This window comes from Lysobacter sp. SCRH-1R, assembly GCF_057747855.1.
In genome coordinates this window covers 2,524,419-2,540,582 of the sequence record NZ_CM173227.1, presented here as the reverse complement: position 1 = coordinate 2,540,582, position 16,164 = coordinate 2,524,419, and the positions used below count along the sequence as shown (strand labels likewise).

At 67.7% G+C, this 16,164-nt stretch carries 20 protein-coding genes; 15 read left to right on the top strand and 5 right to left on the bottom strand.

The annotated features are described in order from the left end of the window. Nucleotide 1: 1 nt before the first annotated feature. Both AC3ANK_RS11525 and AC3ANK_RS11520 read right to left on the bottom strand, forming a co-directional pair. Entirely contained in the window at nucleotides 2-571 is a 570-nt protein-coding gene (locus AC3ANK_RS11525) for a PAAR domain-containing protein (RefSeq protein WP_484171228.1), read from the bottom strand. Further along, the gene (locus tag AC3ANK_RS11520; protein ID WP_484171227.1) at nucleotides 568-906 is read right to left on the bottom strand and encodes a PAAR domain-containing protein; all 339 of its coding nucleotides are present in this window, start codon (nucleotides 904-906) and stop codon (nucleotides 568-570) included. Before AC3ANK_RS11520 ends, AC3ANK_RS11525 begins: the two co-directional genes overlap by 4 nt. Before the next feature lie 919 nt (nucleotides 907-1,825). Here AC3ANK_RS11520 and AC3ANK_RS11515 point away from each other — a divergent pair. The 9 genes from AC3ANK_RS11515 (at nucleotide 1,826) to AC3ANK_RS11475 (ending at nucleotide 9,322) form a co-directional block, all read left to right on the top strand. Next, nucleotides 1,826-2,974: an SDR family oxidoreductase gene (locus tag AC3ANK_RS11515; protein ID WP_484171226.1), complete on the top strand. Its 1,149-nt coding sequence runs from the start codon at nucleotides 1,826-1,828 to the stop codon at nucleotides 2,972-2,974. A gap of 248 nt (nucleotides 2,975-3,222) precedes the next feature. Next, the gene (locus tag AC3ANK_RS11510) at nucleotides 3,223-3,702 is read left to right on the top strand and encodes a VOC family protein (RefSeq protein WP_484171225.1); all 480 of its coding nucleotides are present in this window, start codon (nucleotides 3,223-3,225) and stop codon (nucleotides 3,700-3,702) included. Nucleotides 3,703-3,840: 138 nt separating this feature from the next. Beyond that, a complete protein-coding gene (locus AC3ANK_RS11505) occupies nucleotides 3,841-4,206 on the top strand; it encodes a VOC family protein (RefSeq protein ID WP_484171224.1) in 366 nt (121 codons plus the stop codon). A 71-nt stretch (nucleotides 4,207-4,277) separates the two neighbouring features. Continuing rightward, entirely contained in the window at nucleotides 4,278-4,835 is a 558-nt protein-coding gene (locus AC3ANK_RS11500) for a DUF3228 family protein (RefSeq protein ID WP_484171223.1), read from the top strand. 247 nt (nucleotides 4,836-5,082) lie between these two features. After that, a complete protein-coding gene (locus AC3ANK_RS11495; RefSeq protein WP_206860933.1) occupies nucleotides 5,083-5,343 on the top strand; it encodes a hypothetical protein in 261 nt (86 codons plus the stop codon). 221 nt (nucleotides 5,344-5,564) lie between these two features. Continuing rightward, complete coding sequence (locus AC3ANK_RS11490; protein ID WP_484171222.1) at nucleotides 5,565-6,485, top strand: M14 family metallopeptidase; 921 nt, start codon at nucleotides 5,565-5,567, stop codon at nucleotides 6,483-6,485. 52 nt (nucleotides 6,486-6,537) lie between these two features. Beyond that, nucleotides 6,538-7,638, top strand: coding sequence for a Gfo/Idh/MocA family protein (locus AC3ANK_RS11485; protein ID WP_484171221.1), 1,101 nt, complete (start codon nucleotides 6,538-6,540; stop codon nucleotides 7,636-7,638). A gap of 152 nt (nucleotides 7,639-7,790) precedes the next feature. Next, a complete protein-coding gene (locus AC3ANK_RS11480) occupies nucleotides 7,791-8,966 on the top strand; it encodes a glycoside hydrolase family 18 protein (protein WP_484171220.1) in 1,176 nt (391 codons plus the stop codon). A gap of 68 nt (nucleotides 8,967-9,034) precedes the next feature. Further along, the gene (locus AC3ANK_RS11475; RefSeq protein WP_206860929.1) at nucleotides 9,035-9,322 is read left to right on the top strand and encodes a hypothetical protein; all 288 of its coding nucleotides are present in this window, start codon (nucleotides 9,035-9,037) and stop codon (nucleotides 9,320-9,322) included. 6 nt (nucleotides 9,323-9,328) lie between these two features. On the opposite strand, the gene AC3ANK_RS11470 is transcribed toward AC3ANK_RS11475, so the two are convergent. Continuing rightward, entirely contained in the window at nucleotides 9,329-9,961 is a 633-nt protein-coding gene (locus AC3ANK_RS11470) for a DUF4136 domain-containing protein (protein ID WP_484171219.1), read from the bottom strand. Nucleotides 9,962-10,242: 281 nt separating this feature from the next. Between AC3ANK_RS11470 and AC3ANK_RS11465 the strand changes: the two genes are divergently transcribed. Then, nucleotides 10,243-10,953 (top strand): hypothetical protein, encoded by a 711-nt coding sequence (locus AC3ANK_RS11465; protein ID WP_484171218.1) that lies wholly within the window; start codon nucleotides 10,243-10,245, stop codon nucleotides 10,951-10,953. Between the two features lie 260 nt (nucleotides 10,954-11,213). Here the strand turns inward: AC3ANK_RS11465 and AC3ANK_RS11460 are convergent, their stop codons facing one another. Beyond that, entirely contained in the window at nucleotides 11,214-11,798 is a 585-nt protein-coding gene (locus tag AC3ANK_RS11460) for a peroxiredoxin (protein WP_484171217.1), read from the bottom strand. Nucleotides 11,799-11,912: 114 nt separating this feature from the next. On the opposite strand from AC3ANK_RS11460, the gene AC3ANK_RS11455 reads away from it, so the two are divergent. From AC3ANK_RS11455 to AC3ANK_RS11445, 3 genes are all read left to right on the top strand, one after another. Then, nucleotides 11,913-12,674 carry an extensin-like domain-containing protein gene (locus tag AC3ANK_RS11455; RefSeq protein WP_484171216.1) on the top strand — a complete coding sequence of 254 codons (762 nt, stop codon included), beginning with the start codon at nucleotides 11,913-11,915 and terminating at the stop codon, nucleotides 12,672-12,674. Between the two features lie 86 nt (nucleotides 12,675-12,760). Continuing rightward, complete coding sequence (locus tag AC3ANK_RS11450; protein ID WP_206860924.1) at nucleotides 12,761-12,934, top strand: DUF1328 family protein; 174 nt, start codon at nucleotides 12,761-12,763, stop codon at nucleotides 12,932-12,934. 196 nt (nucleotides 12,935-13,130) lie between these two features. Further along, on the top strand, nucleotides 13,131-14,039 hold the full coding sequence (locus AC3ANK_RS11445) for a dienelactone hydrolase family protein (RefSeq protein ID WP_484171215.1): 909 nt from the start codon (nucleotides 13,131-13,133) through the stop codon (nucleotides 14,037-14,039). Nucleotides 14,040-14,085: 46 nt separating this feature from the next. Here AC3ANK_RS11445 and AC3ANK_RS11440 read toward each other — a convergent pair whose 3' ends face one another. Continuing rightward, nucleotides 14,086-14,853 (bottom strand): hypothetical protein, encoded by a 768-nt coding sequence (locus AC3ANK_RS11440; RefSeq protein ID WP_484171214.1) that lies wholly within the window; start codon nucleotides 14,851-14,853, stop codon nucleotides 14,086-14,088. A 187-nt stretch (nucleotides 14,854-15,040) separates the two neighbouring features. Here AC3ANK_RS11440 and AC3ANK_RS11435 point away from each other — a divergent pair, with 187 nt between their 5' ends. Together AC3ANK_RS11435 and AC3ANK_RS11430 are read left to right on the top strand one after the other, a co-directional pair. Next, nucleotides 15,041-15,526 (top strand): BON domain-containing protein, encoded by a 486-nt coding sequence (locus AC3ANK_RS11435; RefSeq protein WP_206860921.1) that lies wholly within the window; start codon nucleotides 15,041-15,043, stop codon nucleotides 15,524-15,526. A 26-nt stretch (nucleotides 15,527-15,552) separates the two neighbouring features. Then, entirely contained in the window at nucleotides 15,553-15,984 is a 432-nt protein-coding gene (locus AC3ANK_RS11430; RefSeq protein WP_484171213.1) for a VOC family protein, read from the top strand. Nucleotides 15,985-16,164 lie beyond the last annotated feature (180 nt).

Sequence of the window (16,164 nt, the reverse complement as noted above, 5' to 3'; positions counted from 1 at the left end):
TTCAGCATCCCTCAATGTCGGGTTTATCGTTGTCTTCTGCATCATTCCATGCACTAAGCCATGTCACACTTACCTGCTCAGGTGCATGCGAGGAAACACGCGCGGTTAACCCAAGAGCGTCTGTCTTCCCTCTGAGCGTCCTGCCATCGGCCAGTTCAATTAGATAGGGAACGTTAGCCAGCGGGGCGCCAGAGCGCTCGTCAACCGCGCGGTACTGCTCAGTGAACCGGCCCGGCGCCGATGAATCAAAGCTCGCCGTCGAAGCGGGAAGGAACGTCTTGCCGGTGGCTGCCACCTCAAACCTCAGCAAACGCTGCCGCGTCGCCACCATCCGATGCCCGCACGCCAGCTTGCAGCCGTGGTACGCGGCGGGCTTGTTGGTGAAGAAACCTGGGTATCCCTCGGCGACGGTGGTCATGCCGCACTGGCCGCAAAGGACCGAGTCGCCTATGCAGACCAGAAAGCTGTAATTGCCGTCAAGGCATTGGATGCGGTGGTCGGTCATGCCCGTCAGGGCCTCTCCGCCAACTTCGGTCGGGTCGCCGACCACGATCGCGTACTGGAGGCTCATGCCGGCACCGGATACTCGGCCAGCAGGGGCTTGGCGCCTTCGAACTCGATCAGCTCCGCCCGTGCCTGCGGGCTGGTCACGATGAAGTCGCCGTTGCTCAAGCGGCTGCCGACAACCGCGATCGGACGGCCGTAAAGCTCGACGTACCAGGAGCCCGTAACGATCCACGCCTTGCGTCCGTCCGGGTAATGCACCTCATCGCCGACGCGTGCGATGTTCCGTCCCTCAAGCAGTGTTCCAGTGTGTGCCGCCGTTACAGCACCGCCATGTTGCGTGGTTGCGCCGTCGGTCGCGATTGCGTACTTCACTTTGATTGCTCGTCCTGCTTCGTTCATTCCCTGGGCTCCGGTAATGGATCGGTTTGACCGAGGGGGATCGAGCTGCCTCGGCAACCCTGAAACACATCGAAGTGAGTCCGAGCACTTGCTATCGAGTCGAGCAGTACGAGCCCTACTGGTTCCTCCCGGCGTTGCTTCATCGGGAGGTCTCCCGCGTTCAAGGGCCTAACGAGCCCGAGTATCACTGGTTCTCCTGGTGGCAGGTGCCTGCGTTCTATCGCCTTGTGGACCAGCGCTCCGGCAAGGTGCTGGGCACTTCCGAAGTGTTCGACGCCGCTAGGGAACAACTGGGTATCGGTGCTGGCATCGTGGATTGGGGAAGTGCTGGCAACCCTGACGTATACGTAGGGAACTTTCGTATCGGAGCCGGTAATGATCCTGCGTGCGCCGCGGCCGATCATTCGCGATCGGAATCGAAGCGCGATGCTACGCAACGGAACCTCCGGGCACTGGCGGGACGCAGTCAGCTGACGAGGAAGGAAGCGTGCCTGAAGACGCACCTTGAGTATCAGAAGGCGTGGTACGAGTATCTCGACCGGTTGCCGACGTCCAGTTTTCCACCCCTCCAGCCGCCACCGCTTCCCACCTGCAACCCGCGATCTAGCGGTCCTGGTGGACCGCACTTCGAGATGGATCCGGTTCCAGACATCCCCGCGCCGGCGCTTGAGTAGCCAATCGGCATTTGTAGCCCGGGTAAGCGAAGCGCACCCGGGTCAACGTCACCGCCGCCTTATCGCTCGTCGCATCCCGGGTGCGGGCTTCGCCCTTTACCCGGGCTACAACCGCGGCGGCCGTGACTATCGACATTCCCGCCCACCCGGCGCGCGCCTCTAGAGTGGCCCCGTTTGGATCAGGAAGACGCCAGGCGAGGGGCAGGGCGTTGGACGGTCCGCCCGCCCTGCATGAAGACGTCCCGATGACCACCCGCCGTGACCTGCTCAAGTTCAGCGCGCTCGCCGCCGCTGCCGCGACGCTGCCGTCGTTCGCGTTCGCGGACGAGAAGGCCAAACCTGTCGGCCGTGCGAAGAAGCCGCTCAACATCCTCATCCTCGGCGGCACCGGGTTCACCGGGCCGTTCCAGGTGAACTACGCACTGGCGCGCGGGCACAAGGTCACGCTGTTCAATCGCGGCAAGAAGCCGTCGCCGGAGTGGCCGGGCGAGGTGGAGCAGCTGTTCGGCGATCGCAACACGGGCGATCTGAAATCGCTGCAGGGTCGCAAGTGGGACGTGTGCCTCGACAACCCGACCAGCCTGCCGTTCTGGGTGCGCGACGCCGGCAAGGTGCTGGCCGGCAACGTGGGGCATTACCTCTTCATCTCGACCATTTCGGTGTATGCCGACGGCAGCAGACCGGGCATCGACGAGAACGCGCCGCTGGCCGTCTACAAGGGCCGTGACGCGATGGCCGAAACGCAGGAATCGCTGCGCGCCGACATCGAAAACCTCTACGGCCCGCTCAAGGCGCTGAGTGAGGCCGAGGCGCGCAAGCAGTTCGGCGAGCGCGTGACCATCGTGCGTCCGGGTTACATCGTGGGCCCGCGCGATGAGACCGATCGCTTCACGTATTGGCCGCACCGCGTCGCGCAGGGCGGCGAAATGCTGGTGCCCGGCGACGGCCTCGACCCCGTGCAGATCGTCGACGGCCGCGATCTGGGCGAATGGATGATCCGGTTGGCGGAAGCGGGCACGATCGGCACGTTCAATGCCGTCGGCCCGGAAAAGCCGATGACGATGGACGAGATGCTGCGCGTCTGCCAGAAGGCCACCGGCGGCAAGCCGACGTATACGCATGTCACGCCCGAGTTCCTCGAAGCACAGAAGGTGGCCGAACTGCCGATCTGGGTGTCACGCAAGAACGGCGAATTCGCGGGGTATGGCGCGGTCAGCAATGCGCGGGCCATCAAGGCGGGGCTCACCTGTCGCCCGCTGGAAACCACCGTGACGGAGCTGATGGCCTGGTTCCGCAGCCAGCCCGCCGAACGGCAGGCCCAACTGCGCGCGGGCATCACGCGCGAGAAGGAAGCCGAACTGCTGAAGGCGTGGCATGCGCAGCAGGGTGCGTAGGCGGGTGACGCGGAAGGGGCGACCCGGGTGCGGGCTTTGCCCTTACCCGGGCTACAAAAGCCCGGCTTGATCGCGGTCGTGCCGGCGGCAGCGTTGTGGCTCTGCGCGGGGCGGGTCCAGCCGATCCTGCATGAGTGGCCCCTTCATGCACGATCGTGCATAGTCCTCGCGCCGCGCTTGGCGCAAGCTCGCGGCAGACCGGAAGACGATGCGGCCCGCCCATCACCACTGGCTCAAGGAGAACCGAGATGGTCAGCAAGAACACGGTGTGTCTGTGGTACGACGGCACCGCGCTGGACGCTGCGACGTTCTACGCGAAGACCTTTCCCGACACCGCGGTCACCGCGGTGCATCACGCGCCGGGCGACTATCCGGACGGCAAGCAGGGCGATGTGCTGACCGTCGAATTCACGGTCATGGGCATCCCCTGCATCGGCCTGAATGGCGGGCCCGCGTTCAAGCATGACGAGGCGTTCTCGTTCCAGGTCGCGACAGACGACCAGGAGGAAACGGATCGCCTGTGGAACGCCATCGTCGGCAACGGCGGCCAGGAAAGCGCCTGCGGCTGGTGCAAGGACAAGTGGGGCCTGTCCTGGCAGATCACGCCGCGCGCCCTCATCGCCGCGTTCACCAATCCCGACCGCGCGGCAGCCAAGCGCGCGTTCGACGCGATGATGACGATGACGAAGATCGACATTGCGACAATTGAACGCGCGGTGAGAGGCTGACTCGCCGGTCGCTCGCCGCCTTCTGTCGTCCATCTTCACCGGAGTCCCGCCACACGCAGGCCCTCACGTTGCCTGCGCCGCGAGTCCAATAGCATTCGCTCGTTGGCTCGTGCCCGGATGCGGGCATGGAGGTGATGCATGGCATCGGTCAGGTACATCGCCGACGAGATCGACCGCTGCGTCGACTTCTATCGGGATCTGCTCGGCTTTTCGGTCGAAAAGCACAACCCGGGCAAATTCGCCGAACTGGTGCGTGAGGATCTGCATCTGTTCCTCAATGCGCCGGGAGCCGGCAGCGCAGGGAAAGCCGGTGGAGATCCACGGCCGGGCGGATGGAGCCGGTTCATGGTCGTGACCGGGGACCTGGACGGCATGATCGACCGGCTCCGCAAAGCGGGCGCGCGCTTCCGTGGCGACGTGGCGGCGGCCGGGGCCGGGCGTCAGATCCTGCTCGAAGACCCCTCCGGAAACGCCGTGGAGTTGTTCGAGTACGCAGGTCGCTGAACCGCTGCAGCCCGCGACGCCGAGGCCGACGGCCGGTACGCTTGCGCACCCGGTTTCCGCCACGCGCACCCATGTCCATCGTCCTCACCGAATTCGCCCGCCCACGCCTGTTCCCGCGCGAGCCGCGCCGCAACACCATCCAGGACTGCACGCCGGAGGCGTTCGAGCGGCATCTCAATGAGGTGCCGCCGCTGGAGGTACTCGACGGCTACGCGCCGTTCTGCAAGCTGCACGTGCATCGCAACTGGACGTCGACGAAATGCCTGGCGGTGCCGATCACCGAGCAGAACCGCCACCTGCTGCGCTCCGATTACGACGCGCGCACGCGCGACGAACTGCCGGTGCTGGTGCGCTGGTTCGAAGGGCTGGAACCGCCGGTGGCGAACTACCTCATCGTCATCCTCTACAGCCGCGAGCAGCTGGCGAAGGAAGGCACGCGCATCGACGCGGACTGGGGCGTGGTGGGTTGCATGTACACGGCCGAGCCGGTGGAAACGCCGATGGCGCCGATCACCATCATGCGCAACGCGCTGGGCGTGGAAGAGGGCGGCTCCGGCGTGCCGCTGGATCGCGAGGCGTATCTGCGCAGCGTGGAGTTCTGGCGGACGCATGCGAACTGGCGGGGGTAATCCGCCAGCGCTCTTGTAGCCCGAAGCGCACCCGGGACGGTCGCCGGCGCGTCATCCCGGGTGCGGCCTGCGGCCTTGCCCGGGCTACAACGGCCACAAGGGTGCAAGGCAGCGATGCGACGCGACGCGCGTCACGCTGCACGACATCCACGTCCGCGTTTTACGCATCGCTTACCGCATCTTCACCGATGAAACATCGCCGCCTGCTTCGAATGCCTGCGTTCACCACGAACGCAGGAGATCGAGCATGAGCAAGACGTTCAGCGGCATCGCGATGGCGCTCGCGCTGTTCGCATCGGGCACGGCGCTGGCCGCCATCACGCACGTGAGCGGCACCGGGATCAGCTACGACCCCGGCATCGCGCTGGAAGCCGCGCGCGCCGACGCGGTGGCGCAATGCACCGCGCAGGGCGGCGAGCCGATCGAGGAGGTCTACAACCACCTCACCCGCGCGAACCAGTGGATCGCCAGTTCGATCTGGTCGTGCGAGGTGCCCGACGCGCGGTGATGCGCGGGTCATCGGCGACAAGTCGCCCGATGCGATGGCCGAAACGCCCGCCGTGATGGCGGGCGTTCCGTCATGCGGACCGCAGATGCCGCGCGGGAGACAGCGGACGGTGCGAGCCCCGGTGAAGTCCACGGCGTGATCGGCGCAACGTGATCGCATCCGGGCCCTCGCATGCGGGGCGATGCTAGAGTCGCGCTTCCTGCCACGCACGAGCCCGCATCATGAACGACACCGCCCCGTATCCCATCGGCACGCCCGGAACGCCCTGGGGCGCGGCGGAACGGGCGCAGTGGCTTTCGCGGCAGGTGCGCCATCGCAGTTATGCGGACGAAGTGGTGGGCGCGATCGAAGCGCTGCGCTCGCGGTTCGACGTGGTCGAATACGGACGCCTCGAATATGGCGATGAGCGCTTCCCGCTGCTGGCGATCCGCAGCCGCGACTGGAGCGACGACCTGCCCGTCGCGCTGGTCACCGGCGGCGTGCACGGGTACGAGACCAGCGGCGTGCACGGCGCGCTGCAATTCGTGCGCGAGCATGCGGCCGATTTCGCCGGGCGCGTGAACCTGCTGGTCGCGCCGTGCGTCAGCCCGTGGGCGTACGAGCGCATCCATCGCTGGAATCCCGATGCGATCGATCCGAACCGCTCCTTCCGCGAGAACAGCCCCGCGCAGGAATCCGCCGCGCTCATGCGCCTGGTCGAGCCGGTGAGCGATCGCGTGCTGCTGCACATCGACCTGCACGAGACCACCGACACGGACGAAACCGAATTCCGTCCCGCGCTTGCCGCACGGGACGGCAAGCCGTTCGAAGCCGACGGCGTGCCGGATGGGTTCTACCTCGTCGACGACAGCGAGCATCCGCAGCCGGCGTTCCAGCAGGCGGTGATCGAAGCCGTCGCGAAGGTCACGCACATCGCGCCGGCGGACGCGCAGGGCCGCATCATCGGCTCGCCGGTGGTCGCGCATGGCGTCATCGAATATCCGCTGCGGAAGCTCGGCCTGTGCGCGGGTATCACCGACGCGCGCTACAAGACCAGGACCGAGGTGTATCCCGACAGCCCGCGCGCGACGCCCGAACAGTGCAACGCCGCGCAGGCCGCCGCCGTGTGCGCCGCGCTGGAGTACGCGCTGGCGCACGGCTGAGGCCTGGAAACCGCTGCATCCCGCGACCGAACGCTTCCTTCGAGACGCCGCCATGCCCAACGAGCATCGCCGCAGGTTCCTCGCCGAGACCGCCATCGCACTGGCCGCCGCGCCGTTCATCAGCACGGCCGCCACGCGCGAGAAGTCGCGGCAATCGCGAAAGCTCGGCGTGGCGGTCTGCGGGCTGGGGCGGTTGAGCGAGCATCAGATCGCGCCCGCGCTGATGAAGACGAAGTACTGCCGGCTCGCGGGCATCGTCACCGGAACGCCGGCGAAAGCCGCGGCGTGGCAGGCGAAGTACGGCATTCCCGATGGCGGCGTGTACTCGTACGACACCCTGCATCGCATGGCCGACAACCCGGACATCGACATCGTCTACGTCGTGACGCCGAACGCGCTGCACGCCGATCACACGATCGCCGCCGCGCGCGCCGGCAAGCACGTGTTCTGCGAGAAGCCGCTGGAGACTTCGGTCGAACGCTGCCAGGCGATGATCGACGCCTGCCGCGATGCGCGCCGGCTGCTCGGCACCGCGTACCGGTGCCAGTACGACCCGCATCACCTGGAATGCATCCGCCTGGTGCGCGAGGAAGTGTTCGGCAAGCCGACCATCGTGCAGGCGGGATTCGCGATCGACGTGGGCGATCCGGGGCAATGGCGGCTCAAGCGCGCGCTCGCGGGCGGCGGCGCGCTGATGGACGTGGGCATCTATGCGCTGCAGGCCACGCGCTATCTGACCGGCGAGGAGCCGGTGCTGGTGTCGGCGATCGAGACGAAGACCGATCCGGTGAAGTTCGCCGAGGTGGACGAAACCATCGCGTGGACGACGAGATTCCCCAGCGGCGTGGTCGCGTACTGCAGCACCAGCTACAAGGCCGGGCGCATCCAGAACCTGCGCGTGAACGCCGAACGCGGGTGGTTCGAACTGGACCCGGCGTTCTTCTACGACGGCAATCATGGCCGGCGCAGCGATGGCAAGGAGATCCGGTTTCCCGAGATCGACCTGTTCGCTGCGGAAATGGACGACTTCGCTCGGTGCATCCTGGAGAACCGGCCGACGAAGGTGCCGGGCGAGGAGGGGCTGCGCGATGTGCGGATCATGCAGGCGATTTATGAGTCGGCAAGGACGGGTAAGGCTGTTTCGTTGGCCTAGTGGGGGCATTGAAGGTTCCTCCCCCGCGAATGCATGGGAGGGCAGAGGGGCTCACGCCAGAGAGAGAGCGAGCTAAAACCACCAGCGAGCTCGAGCTCCACTTCCACCGCTTCCGGTTATCGTGTCCCGCACCCCAGCCAAGAGACGTCCGCATGCTCCGCCAGCGCCTGGCCGCCGTCGCCATCGTCCTTTCCGCACTCACCGCGCCGGCGATCGCCGCCGAGCCCATCGTCGGCGCGTACTACCCCGGCGGTTCCTTCGAACGCTATCCCGTGTCGAACATCCCCGCCGACACCGTCACGCACCTGTTCTACGCCTTCGCGCGCATCGAGGACGGCCGCTGCGTCGTGGCGAACGACGCGCCGGCGCACTTCGAGGCCTTGGCGCGACTGAAGCAGCAGCATCCGGAACTGCGCACGCTGATCTCGATAGGAGGCTGGGAAGCCGGCGGTTTCTCCGATGCCGCGCTGACCGACGAAAGCCGCAAGCGCCTGGTGTCCTCGTGCGTGGCGATGTTCTTCGACACGCATCGCGGCAGTTTCGACGGCGTGGACATCGATTGGGAATTCCCGGTGTACGGCGGTCCGAAGCAACTCCCGGCGCGGCCCGAGGATCGCGCGAACATGACGCTGCTGGCGAAGGAATTCCGCCGCCAGCTCGACGCGAAGGCGAAGGCGCGCGGGCAGGCGTACCTGCTCACCGCGGCGTTGCCGGCGGGCCGCATGCAGTCGGCGGGGCCGTACGATCCGGCGCGCAGTTTCGATCTGGCCGCGCTGGGCGAAACGCTCGATTTCATCAACCTGATGACCTACGACATGGGCACCGCGTTCTCCACCGTGTCCACGTTCAACGCGCCGCTGCGCGAGGTCGCCGACGATCCGCTGGCGCCGGAGCTGCGCCGCACCAACAACGTCGAAGGCGCGGTGGATTTCTACCTGGAACACGGCGTGCCCGCCGACAAGCTCGTGCTGGGCGTGCCGTTCTACGGTCGCGGCTTCCGCGTGGACAGTGCCGCCAACGACGGCCTGTACCAGCGCTACCGCGAACCGTATGCCGCCGGCGACTGGCGCGACATCCAGTCGAAACTGCTGAAGGACGGCAAGTGGACGCAGCACTGGCATCCCGTCGCGCAGGCGCCGTACCTGTTCAACGCCGACGAGCGCGTGTTCGTGAGCTACGAGAACCCCGAATCCATCGCGCTGCGCGCGCAGCTGGCGAAGGAGCGCGGCCTGCGCGGCGTCTTCATGTGGGAACTCACCGGCGACGACGACCAGCGCAGCCTGCTGAAGGCGATGGCGGCGCCGTTCGCGCCGGGCGCCACGCGGTGAATCGCATGTGAAGCCGTGCGCCCCCGCGCGGGCGCACAATGGCCGCCTCCCGCGCGAGGCGGCCACCCATGTCAGGACCGACCGACGATACGGCGACGTTGCAGGCACTGCTCGATCGCCTGTTGAAGTTCCGGCTGCCGCGCGCGATGGCGCTGAAGGAGCGCGTCGATGCCGGCGAGCGCATGACCGATGCCGACATCGCCTTCATGAAGGAATCGCTGGAGGACGCGCAGGATGGGCAGCATTTCGTCGCGCGCAATCCCGAGTTCCACAAGCTCGGCGCGCAGCTGGCGCAGCTCTACGAGGAGATCGTTGAGAAGGCCACCCAGAACGAGAAGGACGCCGCCGGCGAGTGACCGGCGCTACTCGGCAGGCGCGCGCGGAAGCGAGGCGAGCGTCTGCGTGGCGATCGCGTCTAGGTTCACGTGGCCGGTGTCCTTCGCCTTCATCGAGCCGCGATAGAGCGCGCGCCACAGCACGCGGATGTCCGACGGCTGGATCACCTCGACCTGCAACCCGCCTTCGACGGTATCGACCGTGTGTACCTTGAACGTGGGCACGCCGCCCGCGCCCTGGCTGACGATCTGCGAACAGCCGCCGGGCCCGCATTCGACCGCGCTCTCGCGCAGGCTGCCGCCCTGCGCGGCGCGCTCGGTGACGCTGGTTTGCTGCACGTCGCGCACGCCGACGCGATAGGCGACGGCGAGGTCGGCCTTGCGCACGTCCTCGATGCGGCGATAGCCCTTGGCCTGCAGCGCCTTGTCGAGCGAGGCCTGAAGTCGCGTGCGGAAGGCGGGATCCTGTGCGCGCTGGTCGAGTTCCGCTTCCAGCCGTGCCGGCATCGGCACCCACGCGTAGGTCGGGCCGGGCAGGGAGGTGGCGCCTTTCGACACGTCCACCTGTGCGACCGGCTGCTTGCGCGACTGGGCGACGGCGGCGGGCATGAGCGTGGCGAGCAGCGTGCCGACAACGAGCGCGAAGGCGGGCGTTCTCATGGTGCGTCCTTGGCCGGAGGGTGGCGCCACTGTGGTTGCGGCGGCATTAGGGTGGTGTGAGGTTGCGGGCTCGCTGCCCCGCTTGCAGCGAGGATGGAGGGGACGTGCGCGGCGCCGTATCGCCAATGGAAGCACCGGCACATCACTGCACTGCTCGCCCCGACCCTCATCCCAACCCCTCTCGGCTCTGCACGCCCTTCGGTCGCCGATGCGAGAGGGCTGGATCGACAACACCCCCGCGGCCGATGCGTTACGTTCCCCGCATCCGTGAAGGAGGCTCCATGCGCAATCTGGATTTCAGTTCCTGGCAGGCCGTGCTCTCGACGCTGATCGGGCTGGCGGTGATCACGCTGATCGGCGTGGGCATCCGGCTGATCGTGATGCAGACCGTGCAGGCGCGACGCGAGCGCGAGAACCGGCAGATCAACGAACGCCTGCGCACGCTCATCGCGGCGTACAAGACGCTCGGCGGCTCGTTCACCGGCAACCTCGCCGTCGATCCCACCCACCTGCGCGACCTGCAACGCCGCGACGGCGAAGCCGCGGGTATCGAACCGGGCAGCGCGGAGTTGGCGTGGCCGAGTTCCGACCGCTCGCGCCGCATCCGCGACGCGGTGGAGGGCGCGCTGTCGGACATCCTGCTGCTCGGCACGGACGAACAGGTGCGGCTGGCCGCACGTGCGGCGTCGGAGCTCGCCGCGGGGCGGCCCGTGCATACGGCGGAACTCGTGGTGTCGCTGCGCGATTTCATCCGCGGCGTGCTCGACCTGGAGCTGGTGCCGCGCAACCTCGAGATTCCGAGGCAGGGGCCGAGCCGGCCTTCGTCCGGTTCCAAGGGGAAGGGCGAGGGCGGGCGCGAGGAAGGGAAGCAGGGCGGCCGTGGTGGCGGTGGGATGGGCGGCGGCGGAATGGGCGGCGGGCTTGCCGCGGGCGGCGTCGGGATGGGATTGGGCGCGGGGTTGAGCGACGAGGCGGGGCAGGAGGGGCGTTAGCCGGGCGCTGTTTACCTCCACCGTCGTCCCGGCGAAGGCCGGGATCCAGGCTGTCACGCCATCAGTCCCTTTTCGTCATTCCAGCGAAAGCCGGAACCCATTCTGCTCTTGAGGTTGGTGGTTGCCGAGAGATCAAGCAACAGCACAGCGTTGTGCGTCAACTATTCGCCGCTTCCGCTTCGTTATCCCTCACCCCAACCCCTCTCCCGTCGGGAGAGGGGCTCAACGCTCGCGGCCCTCGCGAGCCGTGGCAACAGACGTTACTTCGCCTGCTTCTCCATCCCCGCCACCGCATCCAGCGTTTCCTTCACGTGCTTCTGCGGATTGAGGTCGGAGTACACGTGGGCGATGGTGCCGTCCGGGGCGATCACGTACGAGGTGCGGTCCGACCACTCGGGCTTCTTGGCGAGGATCGCGTCGTACTGCTTCGCGATCTTCGCGCCGCTGTCGGCCGCGACCGGGAACTTGCCCCCGCAGTGTTCGGTGGACTTGGAGAACGCGGCCAGCTGGTCGGTGTTGCCGGCGGTCACGCCGATGACGGTGGCTTTCCCGGCCTTGAACCTGTCGATGGCCTCGGAGAACAGGTGCGCCTCCAGGTTGCAGCCCGGAGTGAACGCGGCGGGGAAGAAATAGACCACGACCGGGCCCTTCTTCAGCGTATCGGACAGTTTGAAGGTGAACGGCTCGCCGGCCAGGTACGCCGGGGCACTGAAATCGGGCGCCTTCGCGCCGGTCTTCAGCGCCGCCAGCGCCGGCGTGGCCAGCGTGGCGGTCACCAGGACGCCGGCGATCGATCGCTTCAGGAAAGCACGCTTGAACATCGCAGGCTTCGACAGGGATTCCATGACGCGCTCCACTTCGGACGGGTGCGCATACGATAAGGATTTCCAGCCCCGCGCACGAGGATCGTCCGCCACGGCGCGACGCGCGGTTGACGCGCCATCCCCGACAGTCGCTCCATGGCGAAGGCGAACCCGCTGGTGCGGATGGCGTGGCTGCTGCCCGTGGTGGTCGCGCTCGGCCTGGCATGGGCGGTGTGGACCGGGCGGCTCCGCATTCCCGAAGCGTGGAATCCCTGGGCGCCGCTGCGCATCGACGCGCCGCCGAACCTGCTCACGCGGTTCAAGCTCGACCGCGCGTCGAACGATCGCGCCGCGTGCCAGGCCGCGCTGGCGCAGGCGGACATGCGGCTCACGCCACTGGACGACCGCGTCACCGGTGAGCATTGCGGCTTCACCAACGCGGTGCGCATCGAGCGGACCAGCGTCGCGGTCGGTTCGCCGTTCTCGCTGAGCTGCCGCGCGGCGCTGTCGCTGGCGATGTGGGAACGCCACGTGCTGCAGCAGGCCGCACGCGAACACCTCGGCGCGCGCGTGGTGCGGATCGAACACCTGGGTTCCTACGCCTGCCGCAATCTCTACGGCGAACAGGGACGCCGTCGCAGCCAGCACGCGACGGCAGACGCATTCGACGTGGCGGGCTTCGTGCTCGATGACGGGCGGCGCGTGCGGGTGCTGGCGGATTGGCAGTCGCTTCGGACTGAGGAGCCGGTGCCCATGCAAGCTGCGCCACCGGAAGCTGCGCCTCCGCGCCGTGCACGATGGCGCATGCGACTACTTCGACGTGGTGCTCGGACCGGATTACAACCGCGCGCACGCGGATCATTTCCACTTCGATCGTGGGGCGGCGCGGGTGTGCCGGTGACCCGGCCCGGTCCATGACGTCGATCCATCACGTCTCGCCGCTCACGCCAGAACGACAACCCCGCGACTACCGTCTTCGCAACGAAGTTCCACGGAGTCCGGCCATGTTCAAGTGGGCCATCATCTTCGCCGTCATTGGCCTGATCGCCGGCGCGCTCGGCTTCACCGGTGCGGCGGGTGCGGCGATGGGCATCGCCAAGCTGCTGTTCTGGGTGGGCCTGATCATCGCGATCGTGCTTTTCATTCTGGGCGTGACCATCGCCAAGAAGGTGACGTAAGTCGCCACCGCCGCCGATGCGTGGGGCGTCGGCGGCGGTTTTTTTTCTTCGGAGTCCGGGGGCGCGACGCGCCTCGACCGCATCCATCGACACCGCCCGTCGCGCCATGGCGTCGGGTCGTCGCGACGCGTGAACGCCGACGGCGGCGCACCGGCTATCCTCGCCGGCACGTGCCACCACCGCCGCGGAGGTTCCCATGGCCGACACGCCCCGTCGCAAGGCCAGCGACTTCGATCCGGAAGTGCTGAAACTGTTCGACCAGTACGTGCACGGCATCATCGACCGGCGCGGCTTCCTCACCGGCGCGGCGCGTTTCGCGGTCGGTGCGGCCGGCGCATCGGGCCTGCTGGCGGCGCTCGCGCCCAACTTCGCCGCAGCGCAGCAGATCAAGCCGGACGACAAGCGGCTGAGCGCGAAATACCTCGAATTCCCCTCGCCGCAGGGCTACGGCACCGGGCGCGGCTACCTGGTGCGTCCGGCGAAAAAAAGTGGCCCGCTGCCGGTCGTGCTGGTGGTCCACGAGAACCGCGGCCTCAACCCGCACATCGAGGACGTGACGCGACGCCTCGCGCTGGAGGGCTACATCGCCTTCGCGCCGGACGCGCTGTTCCCGCTGGGCGGGTATCCGGGCGACGAGGACAAGGCGCGCGCCGAATTCGGCAAGCTCGACCAGGCCAAGACCCGGCAGGATTTCCTCGCCGCCGCGAAGATGCTGCGCACGATCGAAGGCGGCAACGGACGGCTGGGCGTGGTCGGGTTCTGCTACGGCGGGGGCATGTCGAACTTCCTCGCCACGCAGCTGCCGGACCTCGACGCCGCCGCGCCGTTCTATGGTCCGCCGCCGGAACTGGCCGAGGTGCCGAACATCAAGGCACGCATGCTGGTCGTGCTGGCCGCCAACGACGAACGCGTCAATGCGGGCTGGCCTTCGTACGAAGCCGCGCTGAAACAGGCCGGCGTGAAGTACGAACTGTTCCAGCCGCCCGGCACGCAGCACGGCTTCAACAACGACACCACGCCGCGTTACGACGAAGCCGCCGCGCGCGAAGCGTGGAAGAAGACGCTGGCGCTGTTCGACCAGACGCTGCGCAAGCCGTCGGCGTGAAGCGAAAGCCCGTGCGCCGCCAGCGATGGCGGCGCACGGTGCGCCGTCAGGGCGTCGCGGTCGCGATGGTCGGTGCCGCCGCTGCGACCGGTGCGTCCTCGAACCACGACGCGTACGCCGGCGCGACCAACGCCTTGAGCTCGCCGCCCGGTACTTCGATCTCGTCGCCGTTGTCGGTGCGGAAGCGCAGGCCGGCGATGCGGCCGGCCGAGTTGAAACGCGGCACGAACACGCGCTGCATCGCGCGTTCGTTCGCCGGCGCGCTGAGCGAAGCGGATTCCTCGCGATGCGACTGGCGGATCTGCTCGTGCAGGCGCGACCACGCGGCGGGATTGGGGATCATTTCCTCCGGCGTGAGCAGGCGGTTCTCCGCCGGCAGCCAGAGGAATACCGTACGGCCCGGGCGACTGGCCGTGCCACCGGTGTAGAGCTCCTCGTCGGCGGTCACCGCGAACATGCGCGGCGCATCGGCGGCCGTGCTGAAGCGCAGCGTCAGCTCGAACGGCACCGCCGGGCGCGGCGTTTTCTCCAGCGCGGCGGCGAGCGCGGCGCGACGTTCCTGCGCATGCGCGACGAGGATCCTGGCGAGCGCCGGGAAACGCTCCAGCCCCGGCGGATAGCTGATGCCGACCATGGCGCGCGCATCGCGTTCGAACACGTCCTGCGGCGGGCTGAACGTCTCGACTGGAGCGGGTTTGGCTTCGGCCTGGACGGACGCGGAACGGCGCTCGCACGAGGCCAGCGTGAAGACGGCGACGCAGGCGAGCGTGGCGATGGAGAGGCGCGACGCGGCGCGCGGAAGAAGGTTCGACACGGCAGCGAATGGAGCGGCGGAGGCGCGGAACGTTAGCAACGCGATCCCGCGCGATCTCTCGGAATCCTCCGAAAAAACCGGCGGCTTTTGCGCATCCCCGTTAAGGAAACGGCGGACCGGCCTTCGCGCGGCGTTTCCCCGCGTTCTGGCAGGGTGGGGCTCCCGCGAGCCGATTGGAGGTGGACCCATGCATGATCGATCCGCGCGAAGTGCCCTGGGCACGCTGTGCAACGTCGCGCTGGCCTTCGCGGCCGGTGCCCTGGCGATGTACCTGATGGATCCCAATACCGGCCGTCGCCGTCGCGCCATGATGCGCGACCGCGGCGTTTCGATGCGCCACGATGCCGAGCGCTACGTGCGCGGCAAATCCAAACGTGCCGCCGACCGCCTGCGCGGCGTCGCCGCGCGCACGCGTGCGAGCCTGGCGTCCGAGCCGGTCGACGACGATCTGCTGCACGAGCGCATCCGTTCGCGCCTGGGCCGGCTGGTCGAGCGCCCGCACGACGTGGAGGTGCGCGTGCACGGCGGCCACGTGCAGCTGAAAGGCCACGTGTCGGAGGACGAATTCCACGAGCTGCTGCATACCGTCTCGTCGATGCGCGGCGTGCAGAACCTGGAAAGCCTGCTGCGCACGCATCCGGCGCACTCCATGCAGACCTCCGCGCCGCACTGAGCGCGCCACGACACAGGGACGACACGATGGAAACCCAGGAACTCCACCGCGGCCGGCTGATCGACCACGTCCAGTTGGTCGTGCGCGACCTGCCGGCGAGCCGCCGCTTCTACGACGCCGTGTTCGACGTGTTGCAGGTGCCGCTCGGCGGCACGCTCGACGATGGCGCGTTCTGGTACGACGAGCTGTTCGTGTCGAACGCCGAAAGCGAAGCCGCGTTGGGCCAGCTGACCGGGCGGCATCACCTGGCCTTCCAGGCGAAGGATCGCGCGATGGTCGACGCTTTCCACAAGGCGGCGCTGACCAGCGGCGGCATCGACAACGGCGCGCCGGGCGAGCGGCCTTACCACCCGGGCTACTACGCCGCGTTCGTGCTCGATCCCGACGGGAACAACATCGAGGCGGTGTATCACGGCGAGCACACGCGCAGCGCGGCGTCGGTGAAAGTGACGTTCTGAAGGTGGTGCCGGGAACGACGGAAGTGGGGCTGATGACGTGACAGCCTGGATCCCGGCCTTCGCCGGGACGACGGTTTCAAGCCCCTCTCCCAGTGGAGAGGGGTTGGGGTGAGGAGCAACGAAGCGGAAGCGGCGAACCGCGATTGCGGCACAGCGCCGCGCAATCGTGCGCAACTGCTT